The organism is Victivallis sp. Marseille-Q1083 (genome assembly GCF_903645315.1).
GTDB lineage: Bacteria > Verrucomicrobiota > Lentisphaeria > Victivallales > Victivallaceae > UMGS1518.
On sequence record NZ_CAHJXL010000001.1, the window covers coordinates 1314591 to 1335758 of the forward strand.

Sequence of the window (21168 nt, forward strand, 5' to 3'; positions counted from 1 at the left end):
TTCTCCTCGTTCTTCTTATTATAACCGGCAATTCCGGAATAGTCAAATGAACAAAAGCCGCGGCCGCAGCGCCAAGCGCTTTTTCGTTCCGGTAATTCCGGCAAACCGGACTTTGCCGTTTGACAATCATTTTACCATATATTTGACATCCCGATGATATTTTTTCTATAAAATAACCTATATTATTCCCAAAGCCGTCAGGCATCCGTATATTCAAAAACATGTCGATCAACAGAAAGGAACCTTGTGATGCGTTATTTCTACCCCGGAATGATGTCGTTCCTGCTGCTATGCGGCGGTTGTGTCACCCCCGGCGCCGATGAGACCGCGAAACCGGAAGAGAACTGCCGTCAAACCGCCTCCCCGCACGACAATTCAACAGCGGAAATCGAACTGGCGCAACTCCGCCGGCAACTGGCGGACAGACAGGAAATGGAATGTGAATTGATGTTGAAATTCACTCAGTTATCCAGGCTTGACGCACCGCTATTCTATCAGAGCTTATTCTCCTGCATCGTTCTGCCGGAGAATCCGAGCCAGGTCGAAACCACCGCCTATCTGCAGAAACTCTATCAGGTGGTGCTGACAGCCAACCAGTCGGGCTGGGAAGAGCAGCTTTACCGGAAACTTCTCGCCATCCCGCCGGAACAGTGCGAATTATTGCTGCCGTATTTCGACAGGCAACCCTTCATCAGGGCATTTGCGTCATTGCTGCCGCCCGGCAGCGGGCGGCAAGCACTCCGGGCGTTTCGGTGCAACAATTCCCCAATCCTGGCCCAGCTCTTTATTGACAATATGAGTGAAGACGATATCCCCGATTGGTTGGCATTGCTGCCGCTCCATCCGGAACTGCTCCAGGCCTGTACGAAATTTCAGTTGGCCGACCAGGCGTTACCGATTGCCAAGCGGCTGTTGTTTCTGCCCCAAAGATTCGCCAACGCCACGGTCTGGCTGAACTTCGTGCTGAACCATCAAACCGAGGAGGAAAACACGGAATTTCTGGTTTCCTGCTGGCAACAGACCGCAATCAATCCAGTTTTCTGGGATTCGCAGGTTCTGTCCTTCGTCCGCAACCGCCATTTGGCGGAGCTCGTCCTGCCCGTATTGCAAAAAGCACTTCCCAACGGCCAGATAACCGATATCGGCTGGCTCCGGCTCGCCCTGGAACAACTGTCGAAAGAAGAAGGACAAAAATTACTCGGGGATATCTGGAACAGCGATGCCGCCCAACCGCTTTGCCGGATGCCGGGAATGCTTTCACTGATTCGGGACTATCAGATGGCAACGGTTGTTTTGCCAATTGTAAGGGCAAATATATGGGACTTCATTTCCAGCAACCGTTCTTCCTCCGCCGCGGACAACTGGCTCAATTTCGTATCGCGGCAACTATCGGAACAGGAAAGAACTGATTTTTTAAATGATTGCTGGAATATGCTCCAAAAGCGCTTTGGCTTTTCGAGCCGGGATCTCATTTTCCCGGCAATCCAGCTTGCCAAACTGGGCAATTGCCCGGCCTTGATCTACTTGTGCAGCAATCCCCAGATATTCAACAGCGCCAACCAGGACTTCCAGCTTGCCGCCTTGATCGACAGTGGAAGCGATGATCCTTTCAACTGGGTGCAAAAGCACCGGGATAAAATAGTTTTCGATTCCCAAACCGGCAAATATACTGTACCGGCTTCCGCCGCTGCTCCGGCAACGCAATACCAGGAGAAGGAAATCGAATACAAAACGTTGCTGGAACTGTTCGCCGCCCAAAACAGAAACGATTTCAACACCTTATTTTGCCAAAAGCTGCTCGACAGTATTGTGCTGCCGGCCAATCCGACCGCAGAACAGACCCGGCAGTATCTGCAAAAACTGCAAAAAATTTTTACCAACGCTTCCTGGTTTCCACCGGAAGCACGGCAGTGGATCATCGCTAAATTCGAAGCGATCCCGCCGGCGCAATGTCAATTGCTGCTGCCTTATCTTGCGACGGAGTATTTTCTGGATGGCTATCTGACATTGCTGCCCCCCGGCAGCAATCGGCAGTTGGTCGAAGCGATCCACGCTTATCGCCTCCCGGCGCTGGGCAAACGCTTTCTGGCCGAGCTGACCGAAGCGGACATTCCGGCCTGGCGCGAACTGCTGCCGCAGCATCCGGAACTGCTGCCGACCGATGACAAGTTTCAATTGAAAGCGCAGGCGTTACCGGTTGCACTGGAACGTTCGAAGCACAGCGGCGATGCCGCCTGGTTTCTTTTCGCCCTCAATAACCTGCCGCCGGAAGAGGTCAAACCGTTCCTGCAGCCTTATTGGGAACAGCCGACCCCCAATTCGATGATCTGGGATCCCCGGGTTCTCGCGGTAGTCCGCAGACAAGCGTTGAAGGAAGTCCTGCCTTCGCTTCAAAAAGCACTGCGGGACCGCCGGCAGAACCTCGATTTCGACTGGCTGCTCTATGCACTGGAACAATTGTCGCCGGAAGAGGCAAGGGAATCGCTGAAAACAATATGGAGCAATTCGTCGAAGCAACTGCGCTGGGATCCCCGGATGATCCCATTGCTGCAAAAATACGAATTGGTCGAAACCGTCCTGCCGGCCATTCAGCAAATGCTTTGCCGCGACCAGCGGGACAACTCCGCGCACTGCAAAGTCGAATCGCCCTGGTTCGCGTTCGCCTTCGAACAAACGCCGGAACCGGACAAGGAAAAGTTTCTCGAATATTATTGGAATGCGCTGAAGAAAAACTCCGACACGTCCGATTGGCAGTTTACCGACCAGACATTCAAACTCGCCCGAATGGGTTATCAACCGGCCCTCCTCTATCTGGGGGATCATCCGGACGTCTTGAAGCATCGTCCGGACCTGCGTCAGCAATTGGAATCATTGGTCAATTGTTCACCGGGAGAGGCGGTCTCCTGGCTCCAAACCCACCATGACACCATGGTTTTCGATCCGGCATTCGGTATTTACACCGTACCGGCCAATCGCGAGGACGACCGCCGGCACTGAAAATTTCGACAGCCCGCCGGCCGGCCGCGGCGTCGCTCCAATTGAGGGCGGCGCCGCTTTTTCAGCCTCGCTGCGGCAGCGGTGCGGCGTTTGTAAAATAGCTGTTATCATGCTAATTTAACGTACGCGTTCAAGAAGCATAACCCAGCCAACGAGGTGTCAGATGGATTTTTATAAAGTAATCGAACAACGCCGGAGTATCCGGCAGTACAGCGACCGGCCGGTGGATGACGCCGTGCTGGAACGGCTGGCCCATGCGGTGCAACTGGCGCCCTCGGCCTGCAACCGGCAGCCCTGGCGCTTTGAAATTGTTTTCAATCCGCAACTGCGCCAGAAGATCGGCACGGTTTACACGGCGCCCTGGCTGCAGGAAGCGCCGGCCGTCGTCGTGGCGATCGGCAACCGGGAAAACTGCTGGAAACGGCTGGAAGGCACGCCGATCATCGAAGTGGACATCGGCATCGCGATGGAACACCTGGTGCTGGCAGCGGCGGCCGAAGGGCTCGGCACCTGCTGGATTTGCGCGTTCGATATCGCCAGAATGAATGCCGCTCTGGAAATACAGCCGCCGTGGAGTGTGGAAGCGATTTCACCGCTCGGCTATCCGGCGCAGCCGCCGGCACCGCTGTCGCGCCGACCGCTGCCGGAAATCTTTCAGGTGGTCAAGTGAGTTCGTCCGGTCCGGCAATTCAGGGCGGGCAATGGCGCTTCGTTTGCAACACCGAAGCCGGTGAAGTCAACTGTCTGGCAATCGGCGGTGACGCCTTGTTGCATTTCGACGGCGTGCGGGTCAACGGTTTTGCCGAACGCGGCGGCCTGAGCAGAGGCTGGCGACTCCACAGCTCGGCGGACGCCCTGAGCGCCAGCGCCGAACTGGCGACGGTGATCCCGTTCGGCAATGAACCGGTCGTCAAGCGCCGGCTGGAATTCTTCAACCATGTCGGCCGGATGACGATGGATATCGCCGGCGGCAGCGGCTGCGTAGAACAGCTGGAACTGGACCCGCTGACGCTGTCCGGACCGTGGAAACGACTGATGATCGCCCGCTTGCCGGAAGATGACGCCCTTGAACTGCCGCTGGCGGAATGGCAGTCGCCCGGCACCGATTCGACGCTGTTTTATGATTCCGACCGGCCGTTTCTGCGTTTGCAGGCAGAACGGACGGACGGCAAGCGAGTGGAAATCGGCTGCGGCGACGACCTTTGGCGCTGGCTTCTGCCGCGCAACACCAACGGGGCCGGACGCTACACGATCGAAGGAAACGATCAGCAATTGACGGTCCGTCGCACCGTATTGAAATTCGATCCGGAACTCGGTCCGATTGAAAAACGCTCCTGGCGGTTCAACTGGTATTTCGCCTGGCTTGACGGCAACGGAGCCGGCCCGGCCGGCTCCGTTGCACGGCTGTTTCCCGAAGCCGGCACCCTGCCCGCGTCGGCGGAGCTCAGTTGCCGGCCGGGTGAATATTGCCTGACCGCCGCGGCGGCCCGGAAATATTTCCGCAGCGCGATTCGCCGCCGCGACGGCGCCGCCCTGGCGATTCCGGCCCGGCTCGACGGCTGTTTGAATGCCGCTCACCTGGAGCGTCCTCAGAAGGGCCGACTGCTGCACTGGAACCTCGGCGAATGTTTCGATCTGTATCTCTGGGGAAACCGGCAGTTGCGGCGGCGCGGCGGTACGCTGCAGTTCGAATTTCCCCAGCCGTCCTGGGTGGCGGAGCAAATTCTCAATGTCCCGCCCGATGACGGAGTCATGCCGGACGGCGATTGAAAACCGGAACCTTTGCGTGTCCGGAGCGGCCCCCCCGGCCGGCAAATGGTCTTGTATGGAAATTCAACGGAGGATTGCGACGATGAGAAAAGTGAAGATCACGGTATTGAAAACGACGTTGGATCAGGAACTGGCTTCGGAATACGGGGTGGAGGGTCTGACCGCCTGTCCGATGTTGAAAGCCGGTCAGGTATTCCATGCCGACTACGCCAAGCCGGCGGGTTTCTGCGATGAAGCGTGGAAAGCCATTTACCAATACGCCTTCGCCCTGGCGCACGGCGCCGGCAACGGACTGTTCTATCATGGCGACTGGATCCGGAAGCCGGGGGTGGCGATCTGCAGTTGCAACGACGGTTTGCGGCCGGTCATTTTCAAGCTGGAAGCGACCGACGAGGAGGCAGAGATCAACTACCAGCCGGTCCGCTGAATGCCGGGTGAACCGGACAGCCTGGAGCGCATTGCCGCCTCGATCAACCTCCTGGCGAAATTCTGCGGCAAAAGGGATCTTCCCCGTCTGACCCGGCGGGAACTGCAGGCGAAATACCGCATAGACCAGGCCGATGTCATGGTTCTGTTCGGCGGCAGCATTCTGGCGGGCGGCGATATTCTGGCCGAAGCCGTCGCCAATCGGGTTGCCGGTAAATATGTGATCGTCGGCGGCATCGGGCATACGACGGCAATCCTGCGGCGGGAAATGCGCCGGGCGCTTCCCGCTGTCGCCACGGCCGGCCGACCGGAAGCGGAACTCTTTGCGGCCTATCTGAAAACTCAATACGGCCTGGAACCGGACCTGCTGGAATGCCGTTCGACGAACTGCGGCAGCAATATCACCGGGCTGCTGGAACTGTTGCGGCAGAACGGCATTCCATTTCAATCCATCATTCTCGCCCAGGATGCCACGATGCAGCATCGGATGGAAGCGGGCTTCCGCCGGTTTGCGCCGGCGGAAGTCACGATCATCAATTATGCCACCTATGCCGCCAGCGTCGTCTGCCGAAACGGCAAACTCGTTTACGAAAATACGATTCGGGGCATGTGGACGATGAAACAATATATCACCCTTCTGCTGGGCGAAATACCGCGGCTGTCCGACGATGCGGCAGGCTACGGTCCGAACGGCAGAAACTTCATCGCCCATGTCGATATCCCGGCCGACGTCCGAAAGGCTTTCCAGGAGCTGCAGCAGGAGTATACCGGCCTGGTTCGCCGGGCCGATCCCCGTTATGCGTCGAAGAATCCATAATTTACGCCCATGCAAATTTTTTTCGTCAACAACCCGCCCGAAGACCGGCATTCGATTTGTCACACCGGTCCCGGCAAATGCAAATTCAGCTCGGAGGCTGGCAATGTTCTTGATAAAATATGTGACCAGTGAGGATAAAAAATTCTGGCTGGCGATGGATAACCATGGCTCCGAACCGGAATTCGACCGCAAAGTCCGCGACGCCCGGGGATACGTCATATTCGTCGATGAAAAACCGGCCGGAATCATGTATTATAGTCTGTTATGGGACAAACTGCCGTTTTTGAACCTCATTTGTCTGGATCGGGCCTGCCGGGGAAACGGCTACGGCCGGCTCGCGATGGAATTCTGGGAAAAGGAGATGGCGGCGGCCGGCTTCAAGATGGTGCTTTTATCGACCCAGGCGGATGAAACGGCCCAGCATTTTTACCGGAAGCTGAATTATCGAGACTGCGGCTGTCTGGTGTTGAACGACGGTCCGCTGGCGCAGCCGATGGAGATGTTTTTCTGCAAGCAACTGAAAAGCTGAAGCGTGACAGGCAGAATTTCAATCTATCGGCGTACCAGGCGTTTTTCGGCAGCCGGGCCGGAGCGAATGGTGCAAACTCCGGTCAATCCCGAAGAAAATTATTTTTTTTCATTATTTTTATTTGCATTTATAAGTTATGTTTGTAACTTATAAAAAAGAGACCGGAATCTGCGGCGGCCGGAAACGGCCGGTTTTGAAACGGGCCGGGTCGATGTCGATGACCGCGGCAACGAAGTCAGGAGGTATTCATCATGAACAGTCGCCCCAAGACGACCAAACCACACCCCGGAGCGAAACGGCGGCGCGCCATCTACCTGCCGCTGCTGCTCGCGCTGCCGGTGCTGGGCGGCCTGCTGTGGTTCTGCAGCAGGATTGAAACGGAACCGATGACATCCGATGAAATGCTCGCCAAAGAGCATTGGACGGCCGAACAGCTCGCCGCGGCGATGACGCGGGTATTTTCACCGCAGAGCAACCGCGACCGCCGGGAGGAGGTCATCGAACACCTGCGGCGGCAGCTCGCCCAATACTCGCCGGAAGAACAGCGCCGGATCCGGGTACAGGCCCTGAAAGGTTCGCTGCAGAATCAATTGTCCCAGTTTCGCGCCCTGCCGCCGGAACGCCGGCAGGAGACGATCGCCAAGCTGGAACGCGATGCGGAGCATTCGCTGCAGGACGCCTATCAGAAGAATGCCGAACTGCTCAATTCGCCGGAAGGACAGGCCGTCCAGGAAGAAGCGACCCGCATCATGCTGGCCGAATTGTCACCCGCGGAGCGGCGCGATCTTTCCAAAGTCATCCAGACCTGGGTCCGGCTGCTGCAATACCGCCGTTAGACAAGTTAAAAGCACACTGCTTCTGCACAGGAGGAAACCGATGAAACATTCAGCTTTTACATTACTGGAATTACTGATCGTTATCGCCGTAATAGGCATATTATCCGGACTGCTGCTGCCGGCGGTCCATTATGTCCGGGCCAGGGCTTACCGGACCGGCTGCATGAACAATCTCCGGCAAATCGGCCTGGCGTTGCAGAATTATGCGATGGACAACCGCCAATGCCTGCCGTATTGCGTCGGCGATCCCGGCGACCCGGCCGCCAACGAGACGATGTTCGAGCCGGTGATGCGGACATTGGCCGCCTATCTCGGCGCCGATCCTGGCGACGAAGCGTCCTGGCAACATCAGGAGATCTTCCACTGCCCTTCCGATCCCGAACATTTCGCCCAGAGCGGCAGCAGCTACTGGTGGCTGTCGATGCTGGACATCAACGGCAAATCTTTTTCGTCCCGTTTCGAGCTGCTGGGCTACACCGTCCCGCTGTTGACCGACTTCGAAACCGTACACGGCAAAGACGGCGAGGTCAGCTCCCGCAACTATCTGTATATCGACGGCCACATCAGCACCGACGCATTGCAGGAAAAAGGCGGGCTGTAAATGGCCATCCGGATAACAAATTTGAGCAAATGTTTCGGTTCCCGACCGGTCCTGCGGGATGTTTCACTGTCCGTTGAACGCGGCGACGTCATGGGACTGATCGGCCCGAACGGCGCCGGCAAGAGCACTCTGCTCAAAGCGATCACCGGGTTGATCTGGCCGACGGCCGGAACGGTCACCGTCAACGGTTTCGACGTCCATCGGGAACACCCGCAGGCCATGCGGAAACTGGGCGCCGTCATCGAATGGCCGAGTTTTCATCCCGACCTTTCCGCCCGCTGGAATCTGAAGGTTTTTTCCGGCGGCCACGGCCCCGCCTATGAAAAACGGTCGCGGGAACTGCTGCGCTTCGTCGGCATGGACTCGGCGGCCGACCGCCGAGTCGGCACCTTTTCCACCGGCATGAAACAGCGGCTCGGCATCGTGCTGGCGCTGCTGCCCGACTCGGATCTCATCATCCTGGATGAACCGACCAACGGCCTCGATCCCGGCGGCATCGTCGAAATCCGGCAATTGATCCGGCAGTTGAACCGCGATTTCGGCACGACGGTACTGGTCAGCAGTCATCTGCTCGGAGAGATGGAACAAATCTGCGATAAGATCGCGCTGCTCTCCCAGGGAACTCTGATCGCCTGCGGCGGCTTGCAGGAGCTGCTGAAAGCGCCGCCGCAACTGTGCGTCCGCTGCCGCCAGCCGGCCCTGGCCCGGCGGCTGCTGCAGGAGACCGGTGAACTTGCCCCCCGCTCAATCGTCGTGACTTCCGATCGGGAATTGCGGTTGGAATACGCCGCAACGGCCGACTGCGACCGACTGGCGGGACTGGTCAACGCGCGGTTGGTTCACGGCGGCGTGGAAGTGACGCATTTGAGCGTCGCCGCGGCGAACCTCGAGACATTTTTTCTGGAAAATCTGGCGGAAAGGCGATGAATATGTGGCGCAATATCGGTTACGAACTGTTGAAAATGGCGGTGCAGAAAAAAAATTTCGTCATCGCCGCCGGCCATCTGCTGTTTCTGACGTTATGTTATATCGGTTTCCGCTCCGGCGGCGGTTCCCGGGAATTTGCCCGGACGCTGGAACGGGCCGGCTTCAGTGAAGCGTTCGCCAATTTCATTTTCAGTTGTTTCGACGGTCCTTTTCTCGCCCGGCTGGTGATGATTCCGACCTTTCTGATTCTGATGCCGATTCTGGTCGCCACGCTGGCCGGGGAAACGGTCGCCGGCGAAATGCAGGACGGCAGCCTCAAACTGGCGCTGTCCCGGCCGCGTTCCCGGACCGGCATGATTCTGAGCAAATTCTTCGCCATCTATCTGATGACGCTGTTTTTTTCCCTCTATTTCGCCGTCGTTTCCCTGGCGGCGGCAGCGCTGCTGCGGGGCTGGTCGTCCACCCAGGTGATCTTCATGTTCGGCGCCTGGGGAGTCGATTTCACGACGATGGGCGAACCGGCGGCCATCCTGCGTTACGGCGCGATGGTAATCTACTTCTCCTTCTCCCAGATGGCGCTGGCGGCGATCGCCTTGTTCTTTTCCACGATATTCAACCGGACGACGGCGGCCACCATCGCCGCGGTAACGGTTTATTTCGTCTGTTATATTGCGGCTTTGTTTCCTTTCATGGCGCACCTCAAGGATTATCTGTTGTCTGAAACAATGGGCGGCGCGACGGCGTTTCTTTTTTGGCTGAACAACATCCCATGGTATAAATTAAGTGCGAATCTGGCATTGCTAAGTATTTATATCGTGGTATTTTTAACATTGGCAATCATCAATTTCAATTGGAAAGACATCAGATGAAGCCGTCCGACCGGTCGCCGGCTTTGCAAAAAAGGAATGGATATGGAGCGGATCAAAATTTCTGACGCGGAATTGGAAGTCATGAAGGCGTTGTGGGACAAATCGCCGCAAACCCTGCCGGAAATCGTCGGCAACGTGCAACGGGAAAACAGCTGGGAAGGGGTGACGATCAAAACACTGCTGCTGCGGCTGTTGAAAAAGGAAGCGGTCAGCCAGGAGGGCGAACGGCGCTCCTATCAATATTCCCCCCGGATCAGCCGCGAGGAATATTTGAAAGAGGCCAGCAATAAATTTCTGCGGGATACGTTTCAGGACACGCCGGGGGCGCTGCTGAGCTTTTTCGTCAAGGAACGCCGGCTGTCAAGCGAGGAACTCAGCGAATTGAAAGCCATTATCGAGGAAGCGGAAGGACAATGCATGAAATAATTTTTTATGCCGCCTCCGCATTGCTGCGTGGCGCGGCTCTGTTTCTGCTGATCCAGTTGTTGGAACGGCTGCCGTTCCCGGCCTTGCACCGGCAACTTCAAAGCCGGGGCCTGTGGGCGGTGCTGCTGCTGTTGATGGTCCTGCCGCTGCATGACGTGAATTTTCCCGGCTGGACAGCGGCTTCGCAGGCCGACCCGGCGGAAAATGTCGCCGCGCCTTCCATCCGGTTCGACTGGGACAGTTGGGAATTCGCCGTTGCCACCGCACCGGAAAAACCGGAAGCCGTTCCCAAAATTGCGGAAAAGCCGCTGCCGCCGTCGTTCGTCATCCCGGCCGGCAGCGCCTTCTGGGGGCTGGCCGGTCTTTACCTCGGCATCGCCGGATTGCTGGCCGGTTACCGGCTGAACCGGCAGCGGTGCGGGCAGAGGCTGCTGAATGCCTTGCCGGAAATTTCCGGCGGCCGGCTGTTCAACCTCTTTCACCAGGCGGCCGGCCTCGCCGGCTTCGACCGTCGTCATTGCCGGCTGTTCGACGGCGGAATTCTGCTGGCGGCGCCGGCCTGTACCGGTTTCCGGCGGCCGAAAATTTTTTTCCCGGCCCAAAAAGCGGCGACATTGACCGATCAACAGATCATCACGTTATTTCTGCACGAATTTGCGCATTTGAAAGCCGGCGACAATGCCAGCAATCTGTTGCTGACCCTTACCGGCTGCCTCTTCTGGGGAAATTTGTTCCTGGGCTGGGCGATCCGGCGTTTCTGGCTGGCGGCCGAACTGAATTGCGACCGGGAAGTGGTCCGCCGGCTTCACCTGGAAGGCGCCCAGCGCGGCGAATATGCCCGGCTGCTGCTTTTTTTCAGCCTGACCCCGCCGCCGGCCCTGCAGGGCGGCAATAATCTCGGCGCCGGCAGCCGCGACCTCAAACTGCGGTTATGGGAAATTTTCAACGTCCCCCCGGAAAGCGTCCCGCGCCGCTGGCTGCGGCGGGCGGCCACCGCCGCTTTATTGTTGAGCGTGGTGATGCTGACGCCGGCCTTTACCGGCCATGAACGCCGCGGCCCGGACAGCTTGCTGCGCTATCCGGTCCCGGCGGCCCAGGCGATGGTTTACTGGGATTGTGAAATGATGCAGGATTCCTACTGGAGCCGGAAATTGCTGGCGACCTCGCTCGCCCAGAGCCTGCTGACCAAGCTGAGCCGGGACGCTCAGCCGTATCTGTTCGCCGACTGGTTCGAAACCATGCAGGTTCAGGAATTGATGTTCTTCTGGCTGAACGGCAAAACCGGCGGTGAATCCATGCCCTCCTCCGGCGGGATTCTGGTGCGCAGCCGGACAACCTGGCCGGCGTTCCGCGCACGACTGCTCGAGGGCAATCCGCAAGCCAGAACCACCGCGCTGCGCAACCGGGAAGTTCTGCAACTGGCCGACGGCGGCGCCCGCAAACCGACTTTTTTCCTGCCGGTCAACGACCACGTCATCGCCATCCTGCCGGATCATGGAATCGTCCTCGACGCCTTTTTCGCCAGTTTGGACAACCAGTTCGACGACGCCGGTATTTTTCAGAAAATCCTGCAGGAAATCCCGGCGGAAGCCATCGGCTTTGCCGCCATTCCCCAACCGGTCGACGGCTGGATGACCATGGACGATCGGCCGGTATCCGGAACCTTGCAGGCAATTCTCCGGCTGGCCAAAGACCATTCGATCGGCGTTGACCTGGACTGTCGGCTGACGGAGGCGCACCAGCAGGAAAAGGCCTGGCTGCAGGTCGGCAAACTGTTCGACGGCATGAAACGCGCCGCAATTATTCTCGGAACCGATGCCGGCGAAGCGGCCGAACAATTGACCTGCCGCAACGACGACGGCGCCATTCATGTGGAGGGCCGCTGGCCGGCCGATTTGCTGGAGCGGTTATGGCTGGCGCACCAGGCGCTTCTGCAGCCGGAGTCACCGGACGCCGTTTCCGAGGTTGCCGTATTGCGCTCTAAAGTAAAATAAGCACAAGAAAACTATGCACTGATAGGAAATTAGACAAAAGTTAGATAACAACTCAATATTTTATATTGATTAAATATCATAACTTATTTATTTATGAATGGAGCCGGCTGTCGGAGTCGAACCGACGACCTGATGATTACAAGTCAGCTGCTCTACCACTGAGCTAAGCCGGCAGGGGAGAATTTGTTTTACTATGCGTTCAGTTATGTAAAAAATCAAGAAGGAGAACCGCTTTAAAACATTTTTTTCCGCTTTCCTTCCCCTGTTTTGCATTTCTTATCTGAATTCAATCGGAAATTACTTGAAATTCTCAAAAAGCAGAATTAATGTTTACGATGTGCTGTTGTGCAATGTGGGCATGACGTATTGGCTCTAAAAGTATTTCAGTTACGATCACGGGGGAAAGAACGTGGCCAAAGATAATGATTTTATCATTGAGTTGCTGACCGAATATGGCTTGCTGTCTCAGGAACAGTTGAACCAGGCGCGCCAGTATTCTGCGCAAAGCAAAAACAATCTCAGCGTCGTCGACGCCATCAAAGAGCTGGGATTCGTTTCCGAACACGATTTGACTGCGCTGCTGGCGCAGCAATACGGCATGGAAATGCTCGACCTGGACCACTACGAAATCCCGGACGAGGTGCTCGCCGCGTTGACTCCGGATATCGTCAGCACCTACAATGTCATTCCGGTGATGAAAACCGATGAAAGCCTGACGGTGGCGATGAGCGATCCGACCGATATGGGGACGATCGACGCGTTGCGTTACCTGCTCGGCTGCGACGTCGAAGCGGTCATCGCGCCGGAAGCCCAGATTACCCGGATCATCGAACGGCACTATCGGACCATCTCCGAAACGGTCAAGAAATTCATGGGCGAACTGGCCGAAGAGGAAGGCATCATCCACTTCGATGCCGCCAGCGAAGACGAGAACGATGAAACCGCCATCATCCGGCTGGTGACGTTGATCATCACCGAAGCCTACAAGATGCACGCCAGCGATATTCACCTCGAGCCGATGGAGAAATCCTACCGTATCCGTTACCGCATCGACGGAGTGCTCCGGGAAGTGGAGGCGCCGCCCAAATACTGGCAGCCGAATCTGACCAGCCGGGTAAAAATCATGGCCCGGCTGGACATCACGGAAAAACGCATTCCGCAGGACGGCCGTATTCAGATGTCCGTCGGCGACCGCGACATCGACCTGCGTGTTTCCAGCGTGCCGACCACTCACGGCGAAAGTATCGTCATGCGTATTCTGGACAAGGCCAGCATCCAGTTGGATATTCCGAAGCTCGGTTTTTATGCCGACGACCTGGAACTGGTCAACCGCATCATCTCTTTCCCGGACGGCATTTTCCTGGTCACCGGGCCGACCGGTTCCGGCAAGACGACGTCGCTTTACGCTTTTCTGAACACCATCAATACGACCGCGCGCAAAATCATCACCGTCGAAGACCCGGTCGAATATCTGTTGCCCGGCATCAACCAGGTGCAGGTCGACCGCCATGTCAACATGACCTTCGCCGCCGCGCTGCGGGCCATGCTGCGTCAGGCGCCGAACATCATCATGGTCGGTGAAATCCGCGACTTGGAAACGGCCGAAATCGCCATCAACGCCGCGTTGACCGGCCACCTGGTGTTCAGCACCCTGCATACCAATGACGCCCCGACCGCCATCACCCGTCTGGTCGATATGGGCGTCGCGCCGTTTCTGGTCGCTTCTTCGCTGCGGGCGGTCATGGCGCAACGGCTGCTGCGGCGCGCCTGCAAGAATTGTCTGGCGCCACACAAACCGACGCCGATGGAAGCACGGCTGCTCGGACTTTCGCCGGAATATCTGGCCACCCGCCAATTCTACAAGGGCACCGGTTGCGAACGCTGCAGCCATACCGGTTACAAAGGCCGGATCGGCATTTATGAAATTTTTACCGTGACCGACGACATCGCAGCATTGATCTTCAAAAACTCTTCCACGTCCACCATCCGCGACGCGGCGCGGCGCAACGGCATGCGGACGCTGCGCGACGACGCGCTGCGCAAAGCGGAGGCGGGCACTTCAACACTCGAAGAGGTAATCCGGGTCACCATGATGGACGCGGAATAACAGTCATGAGATTTGTAATCAACTATCAACACAAGGTCATTGGATAAAATGCTCGACAGTGAAAACCTAGCTTTGCGTGATATTCTGCTGACGGAAGGCGGCTGTACCGAAGAACAGTTGCGCGATGTGGAAGAGGAACACGATCGTTCCGGAACGCCGTTTACCGAGGTCATCGTCAACTACGGTTTGCTGACGAAAAAGCAGATTTTACAGTTGATGGCCAACAATCTCGGCAGTGAAGTCGTCGATTTGGAAGACATTCCGATACCGCCGGAGATCATCGCCAAAGTCGATCCCGAACTGGCGCGCTCCTACGGCGTCATTCCGGTCAGCTTCGACGGCGAAATCCTGAGGGTGGCAATGCGCAGTCCGCTGAATTTTCTGCAACACGACGATTTGCGTTTCATTCTCAACTGCGACATCACGCCGCTGGTGGCCGATCCCGATCAGATCGACAGCCAGTTGGAAAAATATTATCCGGCCGACATGAGCACGGTGCGCGAAGTGATCGACGAAATGAGCCAGGACATCAAGGAGGTCAATCTCGATGACGTCATCGACCTGGAGCATACCGCCAATGAAGCGCCGATCATCCGGTTCGTCGACATGGTGCTGCGCCAGGCGATCAAGGACAAGGCGTCCGACATCCATTTCGAACCGTTCGAAAATGATTTCCGCATCCGCTACCGGGTGGACGGCGCACTCTATGAACTGCCGCCGCCGCCCAAGGCGCTGGCGATGCCGATCATCAGCCGCGTCAAGATCATGTCCGGTTTGAACATTTCCGAACGCCGTATCCCGCAGGACGGCCGCATCCAGCTCAAAGTCGGCGGCAAACCGGTCGATCTGCGCGTTTCCTGCCTGCCGATCACCCACGGCGAATCGGTGGTGCTCCGCGTGCTGGACCGGTCGGTGGTCAATCTGGATTTGGACGTGCTGGGACTCGATGCGCAGGTGCTGGAAAAATTGCGGGAGCTGATCCATCTGCCGAACGGCATCCTGCTGGTCACCGGGCCGACCGGTTCCGGCAAGACGACGACGCTTTATTCCGCGCTGAAGGAAATCAACGTGATCGGCGACAAACTGCTGACGGCCGAGGACCCGGTCGAATACGATATCGAAGGCATTATCCAGGTGCCGATCAACGAGGCGGTCGGCATGACTTTCCACAAGGCTCTGCGGGCGTTCCTGCGCCAGGACCCGGACCGGATTCTGGTCGGGGAAATCCGTGACTTCGAAACCGCCCAGACCGCGATCGAGGCATCGCTGACCGGGCACTTCGTGTTCAGTACCCTGCACACCAACGACTCGGCCGGGACCATCACCCGTCTGGTCGATATGGGAATTGAACCGTTCCTGATCTGTTCTTCGCTGGTCGGCGTGCTGGCTCAGCGGCTGATCCGCCGGGTCTGCTACAATTGCAAAACCAGCTACACGCCCAGTGACGAAGAACTGCAGCGGCTGGACCTGGACCGGACGGAGCTCGGCGACCGCAAATTCTATTACGGACGCGGCTGCCCGGTTTGCAACAACACCGGCTATAAGGGCCGGAAAGCGATTACCGAGCTGCTGGTGATCACCCAGCCGATCATCGATTTGATTTTAAGCAATGCGCCAACCTCGGCAATCCAGGAAAAAGGTTGCCAGCAGGGCATGCATACGATTCGGGAAGACGGTTTGAAGGCCATCTTCAACGGCGAAACGACGGTGGATGAAGTGTTGCGTTACACCTGACGGCAATGGCGGAATTCCGGATTTGAAATAAGAGACAATGAAAATAATCAAAGAATTAGCAAGCGGTTGGGTGCCGCGTAGGAGTGGAAGGCGAAAATGAGCGTTGATATGACAGAACTGTTGCAGTTGGTGGTGGACGAGGGCGTCAGCGACTTGCACTTGGAGGTCGGAGCCCCGCCGATGGTACGTCTGCACGGTGATATGACGCCGCTGGATGTCCCGCCCCTGACCGCCCAGGATACGGAACGGCTGATCAAAACCATCGCATCGGAAGCGCACCTGCAGCAAATCCAGGCGGTCGGTACGGCCGACTTCGGATTCGGGTTCGGCGATCAGGCTCGTTTTCGTGTCAGCGCCTTCAAACAGAAAGGGGTGTTCGGCACGGTATTGCGCCAGATTCCCAATACGCTCCTGACTTTCGAGCAGATCGGTCTGCAGGAATCGGTCAAGGATCTGCTCTACCGTCCCCGCGGCCTGGTCCTGGTTACCGGGCCGACCGGTTCCGGCAAATCGACGACGCTGGCTTCGATGATCAACATCATCAACCAGGAACGCGCCTGCCACATCATCACCATTGAGGACCCGATCGAATTTTATCATTATCACAAGAAAAGCGTGGTCATCCAACGGGAAATCGGCGTTGACGTCCCTTCCTTCGGCGAAGCGCTGAAACGTTCGCTGCGTCAGGACCCGGACATCATTCTGGTCGGTGAAATGCGCGACCTGGAAACGATGGAAGCGGCGGTAACCGCAGCGGAAACCGGTCACCTGGTTTTCGCCACTTTGCATACCACCGGCGCTGCCCGTACCGTCGACCGTATCGTCGACGCCTTTCCGACCAACCAGCAGGCGCAGATTCGTACCCAGTTGGCGTCCTCGCTGGTGGCGGTGATTTCCCAGGTGCTGCTGCCGCGGGCCGATAAACCCGGACGGGTGGCCGGATTCGAGATCATGGTCTCAACGCCGTCCATCCAGGCGCTGATCCGCGACAATAAAACATTCCGTATCACGTCCGAACTGCAAACCGGAGCGAAATACGGCATGCATACGCTCGATGCGCATTTGGTCGAGCTGTTTGAAAGAGGGGTGATCTCTTACACGGAACTGATCACCAAGGCACAGGATCAGGAGTCGGTCCTCCAGACCTTGCGCCAATTGCAGCAGGAGGCGCAACAGCAGAAAAAATAACGGAACGGCCGGAACGGGTCCGGCCGTGATTCGAAAGTGGGAATCCGTTACATTGTGGCGTGACGGAGACGGGATCAACCATTCATCAAGCAAAATCGGAGGATTCGATTTATGCCGCAATTTGCATATACCGCAATGGATCAGTACGGCAAGGAGCAGAAGGGAACGCTGGAAGCCTCTTCTGAAGACGTCGCTGCCTCGACACTGAAGAAGCAGGGATTGTATCCGACTTCGTTGAAAGCCCTGACCGCCAAGGGACAGCCGGTCAAGCGGCGCCGCAAGGCCCAGCAGGGAAGCATTTTCAACTTTGCGCTGGGCGCGCGCAAAATCAAGCGCAAGGAATTGACGCTCGTCACCCGCCAGTTGGCAACGCTGCTGGAGGCCGGTCTGCCGTTGATCCGTTCGTTGCGGACGCTGGAAAAACAGAGCAAAAACGCGATGACCAAGCTCATCCTCGGCGACACCGCCGATGCGGTTGAAGAGGGTGCGACGTTCTCGGAAGCGCTGGCTTACAATCCGAAAAGTTTCGACAAGCTGTATTTGAACATGGTACGGGCCGGCGAGGCGGCCGGGGCGATGGAAACCATTTTGTCACGCTTGGCGCAATTCATGGAAAAGGCGGCAAAGATCGCCGGCAAAGTGAAATCGGCGATGATCTACCCGATCTCGGTGCTGGTCATCGCCGGGTTGATTACCACCGGGTTGATGATCTGGATTGTGCCGAGTTTCAAAAGCATTTTTGACGACCTGCTGCCGGGTGGGCAAATGCCCGCCTTGACTTTGTGGGTCATCGACGCCAGCAACGTGCTGGTGCATGAAGGCTGGAAAGTCTTGCTGGCTATTGTTGCCATTATTATTTTGTACTGTATTACCAATCGTACCAAATACGGTAAATTCGGCATCGACTGGGTCAAATACCACATGCCGCTGTTCGGGCCGATCATTTCCCGGTCGGCAATCGCCCGTTTCTCCCGAACCCTGGGCACCCTGATGGCCGCCGGCGTGCCGGTGCTGAACGCCTTGAACATCGTCCGCGATACCTCCGGCAACGATCTGGTCGCCTCGGCCGTGCAGAAAGTGCACGATGCGGTCAAGGAAGGCGAAGGCATCGCGGCGCCGTTGAACGCCACCGGCATTTTCCCGCAGATGGTGATCAGCATGATCGAGGTCGGCGAGGAAACCGGCCGCTTGCCGGACATGCTCGAGCGCATTGCCGACAAGTATGAAGACGAAGTGGACAATGCGGTCAACGCCCTCACTTCGATGATCGAACCGTTGATGATCGTCGTCCTGGCCGTGATCGTCGGTACGATCGTCATCGCCATGTTCTTGCCGTTGACGAAACTGATCGAAGGTATGGGTTGAAAACCTCGTCACGGTGCCGATGAAAGGTTGGCTTGATCGATGAATCTTGAAAACGTATATGCCGTCGTCATGGCCGGCGGCAAGGGAGAGCGCTTCTGGCCGCAAAGCCGGAGTAGTCATCCGAAGCAGTTGCTGCGGCTGATCGGCAATTTGACGATGCTGGAGCAGACGGTAGCGCGCCTGACTTCCGCCGGAATCGCCCCGCAGAACTGTCTGGTGATCACCAACCGGGAATACGAACTGCCGATGCGTTCCCTGCTCTCCTCGATTCCGGCCGAGAATATCATCGGCGAAGCGACCGGTCGGGATACGGCCGCCTGCGTGGCGGTCGCGGCCGGAATTGCGGCGGCGCGTTGCAAAGCGGCCGACAGCGTCCTGGTGGCGACGCCGGCCGACCACATCATTCACGATGCGAAGCAATTCAAGCAGGTGCTGAACGACGCGGTGCAGGCGGCAGTCATGTATAAAAAAGCGGTCACCATCGGGATCAAGCCGCGCTTTGCCACCACCGGTTACGGCTATCTGCGCTGCGGCGAAGCGATTGATCCCGGGTTGCCGACGGCCTTTCGCCGCGGCGAAGGTTTCGTGGAAAAGCCGAGTCTGGAGGAAGCGACGAAATTTCTGGCTTCCGGCAATTACCGCTGGAACAGTGGAATTTTCGTCTGGACCTTGCCGGTTTTGCGCGAAGAACTGCAGTGTTACGCGCCAAGTTTGTCGGAGTTGGCCGAAACGGTCAAAGCGGCAATCGGCTGCGGCACGCTGAATGAAGTTCTGGCCTTGGAGTACCCGCATTTCGACCGCATCAGCATCGATTATGCATTGATGGAAAAATTACGGGACGTGCTGGTGGCGGAGGCGACATTCGACTGGGATGACGTCGGCAGTTGGACCGAATTGCGCAACCAGGTCAAACCGGACCGGAACAACAATGTCGTGCGCGGCCTGTTCGCCGGACTGGGAGCCAAAGACTGCATCATTGTCGGAGACAACAATCACCTGATTACGGCCGTGGATGTCGATGACCTGATCATCGTCCACACCGAAGACGCCACGCTGGTATGCAACGGAAAATCGGCGCAACGAGTGAAAAATCTGGTACAGATGCTGGGCGACAACCCGGAACTCAGAAAATTTTTGTGAGCGAGCCGGGGAAGTCGATGGTATTTTTAATGAATATCGGCAACAGCAACACGCAGTTGGCCGAATTTGAGAATGGCAGGATCGGCAATCTCCGGCAGGTTCGAACCGAACAGTTGGAGGAGGCAATGCTGCCGGAGGAAGGGGTGCCGATTGCAGCGGCGACTGTCGTTCCGGAAGTTCGCGAAAAGCTGGCCGGCCGGGCGTTTTTTTATGTTTCGCCCGCGACGGCAGTCAACCTCGACCTGACCCGGCTCGACTGTACGACGATCGGCAGCGACCGGCTGGCCAATGCGGTGGAATTGGCGGCAAACTATCCTCTGCCCGGGCTGGTCGTCGATTTCGGCACCGCCATCACCATTGAAGTCGTCGATGGCCGCCGGCGTTTCCTCGGCGGCGCCATTGCGCCGGGCCGGCTGCTGTTGCGCCAATCGCTCCATCAGGGGACCGCTCAGTTGCCGTTCCTGCCGCTTGACGACACCCGGCCGGAACGCCGGCCGGCCGGGAATACGCGCGACGCCATGCGTCTGGGAATCGACCTGGGGGCCGTCGGAATGGTTCGGGAACTGATCCGGGCGACGGAAGAGGGTCTCGGCGCCAGTTGCCGGACGCTGCTAGGAGTAGGCGGGGATGCGCCGTTTTTTCTGCAGCACCTGTCCGGGCTGCAACCCGGCGGCAATGATTTTACACTGCGCGGCATCTATCGCGCCTGGGAGCTCAATCAATAATGCGGATCAAAATTTGCGGAATTCAGAATGAAACGGAAATGGCAGCGGCGATTCGTTGCGGCGCCGATGTGCTGGGGTTCCAGGTCGGCCAGATTTATCAATCGAAATCGTTCATTCTGCCCAGCACCGCCGGCCGGCTGGCAGCGGAACTGCCGCCTTATGTGACGCCGGTGATCGTCACCCACCTGTCCGAACCGGAAGCGATCGTCGATATTCTGAACAAATCGGCCATTTTCACAGTACAACTGCACAAAGTAACACCGGTTCAGGTGGCGGTATTGCGAGACCTCCTGCCGGCCAACGCCAAGATCATTCTGACGTTTTACCTGAATCCCGGCCGTTATGACTGGACGCTGGATGAATATCTGTCGCTGATCGACGCCGTCAATCTGGACGCCTTCAATCTGGATCTCAGCCGGGTGGGCCTCGACACGGCCGACAAGGTTTATCAATGGGAACGGGCGGCGGAATTCGTCGCGCAATGTCCGCGACCGGTGATGCTCAGCGGCGGGTTGAATGCCGCCAACGTTGCGCAGGCAATCGAAACGGTCCATCCATTCGGCGTGGATGCCTGCAACCAGTTGAAAGCCCCGGATCAATTTTGTGATCCTGCCGTCTGCCACCAGTTTGTCCAGGCGGCCAGGCTGGCCGGAATGGCACTCAATCCGCCGCCGGAAATTCCGGACGGCAAGGTATCAAACCTAATCTAAAGGAAAT

Annotated in this window: 19 protein-coding genes and 1 tRNA gene; 19 read left to right on the top strand and 1 reads right to left on the bottom strand. The window is 57.4% G+C overall.

Annotation, left to right across the window (positions count from 1 at the left end; translation table 11 throughout):
* The first annotated feature begins 249 nt into the window (after window positions 1–249).
* The 12 genes from HWX74_RS05150 (at window position 250) to HWX74_RS05205 (ending at window position 12192) form a co-directional block, all read left to right on the top strand.
* Window positions 250–2997, top strand: a complete 2748-nt coding sequence (locus tag HWX74_RS05150; protein WP_176012530.1) for a hypothetical protein — start codon at window positions 250–252, stop codon at window positions 2995–2997.
* 163 nt (window positions 2998–3160) lie between these two features.
* Window positions 3161–3667, top strand: a complete 507-nt coding sequence (locus HWX74_RS05155; protein WP_176012531.1) for a nitroreductase family protein — start codon at window positions 3161–3163, stop codon at window positions 3665–3667.
* Window positions 3664–4767 (top strand): hypothetical protein, encoded by a 1104-nt coding sequence (locus HWX74_RS05160; RefSeq protein WP_176012532.1) that lies wholly within the window; start codon window positions 3664–3666, stop codon window positions 4765–4767. Before HWX74_RS05155 ends, HWX74_RS05160 begins: the two co-directional genes overlap by 4 nt.
* An 82-nt stretch (window positions 4768–4849) precedes the next feature.
* Entirely contained in the window at window positions 4850–5194 is a 345-nt protein-coding gene (locus HWX74_RS05165) for a TIGR04076 family protein (RefSeq protein ID WP_176012533.1), read from the top strand.
* Window positions 5195–6010 carry an ElyC/SanA/YdcF family protein gene (locus tag HWX74_RS05170; RefSeq protein ID WP_176012534.1) on the top strand — a complete coding sequence of 272 codons (816 nt, stop codon included), beginning with the start codon at window positions 5195–5197 and terminating at the stop codon, window positions 6008–6010.
* A gap of 103 nt (window positions 6011–6113) precedes the next feature.
* On the top strand, window positions 6114–6539 hold the full coding sequence (locus tag HWX74_RS05175; protein ID WP_176012535.1) for a GNAT family N-acetyltransferase: 426 nt from the start codon (window positions 6114–6116) through the stop codon (window positions 6537–6539).
* A gap of 251 nt (window positions 6540–6790) precedes the next feature.
* The gene (locus HWX74_RS05180) at window positions 6791–7375 is read left to right on the top strand and encodes a hypothetical protein (protein WP_176012536.1); all 585 of its coding nucleotides are present in this window, start codon (window positions 6791–6793) and stop codon (window positions 7373–7375) included.
* Between the two features lie 40 nt (window positions 7376–7415).
* Window positions 7416–7976 (top strand): DUF1559 domain-containing protein, encoded by a 561-nt coding sequence (locus HWX74_RS05185; protein WP_176012537.1) that lies wholly within the window; start codon window positions 7416–7418, stop codon window positions 7974–7976.
* 21 nt (window positions 7977–7997) lie between these two features.
* Window positions 7998–8903: an ABC transporter ATP-binding protein gene (locus HWX74_RS05190; RefSeq protein ID WP_176012538.1), complete on the top strand. Its 906-nt coding sequence runs from the start codon at window positions 7998–8000 to the stop codon at window positions 8901–8903.
* Complete coding sequence (locus tag HWX74_RS05195; protein WP_176012539.1) at window positions 8900–9772, top strand: ABC transporter permease subunit; 873 nt, start codon at window positions 8900–8902, stop codon at window positions 9770–9772. The genes HWX74_RS05190 and HWX74_RS05195 overlap by 4 nt, the downstream gene beginning before the upstream one ends.
* A gap of 42 nt (window positions 9773–9814) precedes the next feature.
* On the top strand, window positions 9815–10198 hold the full coding sequence (locus HWX74_RS05200) for a BlaI/MecI/CopY family transcriptional regulator (RefSeq protein WP_176012540.1): 384 nt from the start codon (window positions 9815–9817) through the stop codon (window positions 10196–10198).
* Window positions 10186–12192 (top strand): M56 family metallopeptidase, encoded by a 2007-nt coding sequence (locus tag HWX74_RS05205; protein WP_176012541.1) that lies wholly within the window; start codon window positions 10186–10188, stop codon window positions 12190–12192. The genes HWX74_RS05200 and HWX74_RS05205 overlap by 13 nt, the downstream gene beginning before the upstream one ends.
* A 98-nt stretch (window positions 12193–12290) precedes the next feature.
* On the opposite strand, the gene HWX74_RS05210 is transcribed toward HWX74_RS05205, so the two are convergent.
* Window positions 12291–12365 (bottom strand) — tRNA-Thr (locus HWX74_RS05210).
* A gap of 236 nt (window positions 12366–12601) precedes the next feature.
* Between HWX74_RS05210 and HWX74_RS05215 the strand changes: the two genes are divergently transcribed.
* The 7 genes from HWX74_RS05215 to HWX74_RS05245 all read left to right on the top strand — a co-directional run bounded on the left by HWX74_RS05215 (window position 12602) and on the right by HWX74_RS05245 (window position 21161).
* A complete protein-coding gene (locus tag HWX74_RS05215) occupies window positions 12602–14299 on the top strand; it encodes a GspE/PulE family protein (protein WP_176012542.1) in 1698 nt (565 codons plus the stop codon).
* Between the two features lie 48 nt (window positions 14300–14347).
* Window positions 14348–16033, top strand: coding sequence for a GspE/PulE family protein (locus HWX74_RS05220; RefSeq protein ID WP_176012543.1), 1686 nt, complete (start codon window positions 14348–14350; stop codon window positions 16031–16033).
* 96 nt (window positions 16034–16129) lie between these two features.
* On the top strand, window positions 16130–17221 hold the full coding sequence (locus HWX74_RS05225) for a type IV pilus twitching motility protein PilT (RefSeq protein WP_176012544.1): 1092 nt from the start codon (window positions 16130–16132) through the stop codon (window positions 17219–17221).
* A 111-nt stretch (window positions 17222–17332) separates the two neighbouring features.
* Window positions 17333–18586, top strand: coding sequence for a type II secretion system F family protein (locus HWX74_RS05230; protein ID WP_176012545.1), 1254 nt, complete (start codon window positions 17333–17335; stop codon window positions 18584–18586).
* Window positions 18587–18625: 39 nt separating this feature from the next.
* Entirely contained in the window at window positions 18626–19726 is a 1101-nt protein-coding gene (locus tag HWX74_RS05235; RefSeq protein ID WP_176012546.1) for a mannose-1-phosphate guanylyltransferase, read from the top strand.
* 17 nt (window positions 19727–19743) lie between these two features.
* Window positions 19744–20451: a type III pantothenate kinase gene (locus tag HWX74_RS05240; RefSeq protein ID WP_176012547.1), complete on the top strand. Its 708-nt coding sequence runs from the start codon at window positions 19744–19746 to the stop codon at window positions 20449–20451.
* The gene (locus HWX74_RS05245; RefSeq protein ID WP_176012548.1) at window positions 20451–21161 is read left to right on the top strand and encodes a phosphoribosylanthranilate isomerase; all 711 of its coding nucleotides are present in this window, start codon (window positions 20451–20453) and stop codon (window positions 21159–21161) included. The genes HWX74_RS05240 and HWX74_RS05245 overlap by 1 nt, the downstream gene beginning before the upstream one ends.
* Window positions 21162–21168 lie beyond the last annotated feature (7 nt).

What these genes read in the sequence shown, in the direction of transcription:
- HWX74_RS05150 (WP_176012530.1), top strand. Translation starts at nt 250, where the DNA reads ATGCGTTATTTCTACCCCGGAATGATGTCGTTCCTGCTGCTATGCGGC.
- HWX74_RS05155 (WP_176012531.1), top strand. Translation starts at nt 3,161, where the DNA reads ATGGATTTTTATAAAGTAATCGAACAACGCCGGAGTATCCGGCAGTAC.
- HWX74_RS05225 (WP_176012544.1), top strand. Translation starts at nt 16,130, where the DNA reads ATGAGCGTTGATATGACAGAACTGTTGCAGTTGGTGGTGGACGAGGGC.
- HWX74_RS05240 (WP_176012547.1), top strand. Translation starts at nt 19,744, where the DNA reads ATGGTATTTTTAATGAATATCGGCAACAGCAACACGCAGTTGGCCGAA.
- HWX74_RS05220 (WP_176012543.1), top strand. Translation starts at nt 14,348, where the DNA reads ATGCTCGACAGTGAAAACCTAGCTTTGCGTGATATTCTGCTGACGGAA.
- HWX74_RS05175 (WP_176012535.1), top strand. Translation starts at nt 6,114, where the DNA reads ATGTTCTTGATAAAATATGTGACCAGTGAGGATAAAAAATTCTGGCTG.
- HWX74_RS05170 (WP_176012534.1), top strand. Translation starts at nt 5,195, where the DNA reads ATGCCGGGTGAACCGGACAGCCTGGAGCGCATTGCCGCCTCGATCAAC.
- HWX74_RS05245 (WP_176012548.1), top strand. Translation starts at nt 20,451, where the DNA reads ATGCGGATCAAAATTTGCGGAATTCAGAATGAAACGGAAATGGCAGCG.
- HWX74_RS05200 (WP_176012540.1), top strand. Translation starts at nt 9,815, where the DNA reads ATGGAGCGGATCAAAATTTCTGACGCGGAATTGGAAGTCATGAAGGCG.
- HWX74_RS05195 (WP_176012539.1), top strand. Translation starts at nt 8,900, where the DNA reads ATGAATATGTGGCGCAATATCGGTTACGAACTGTTGAAAATGGCGGTG.
- HWX74_RS05235 (WP_176012546.1), top strand. Translation starts at nt 18,626, where the DNA reads ATGAATCTTGAAAACGTATATGCCGTCGTCATGGCCGGCGGCAAGGGA.
- HWX74_RS05185 (WP_176012537.1), top strand. Translation starts at nt 7,416, where the DNA reads ATGAAACATTCAGCTTTTACATTACTGGAATTACTGATCGTTATCGCC.
- HWX74_RS05180 (WP_176012536.1), top strand. Translation starts at nt 6,791, where the DNA reads ATGAACAGTCGCCCCAAGACGACCAAACCACACCCCGGAGCGAAACGG.
- HWX74_RS05205 (WP_176012541.1), top strand. Translation starts at nt 10,186, where the DNA reads ATGCATGAAATAATTTTTTATGCCGCCTCCGCATTGCTGCGTGGCGCG.
- HWX74_RS05165 (WP_176012533.1), top strand. Translation starts at nt 4,850, where the DNA reads ATGAGAAAAGTGAAGATCACGGTATTGAAAACGACGTTGGATCAGGAA.
- HWX74_RS05230 (WP_176012545.1), top strand. Translation starts at nt 17,333, where the DNA reads ATGCCGCAATTTGCATATACCGCAATGGATCAGTACGGCAAGGAGCAG.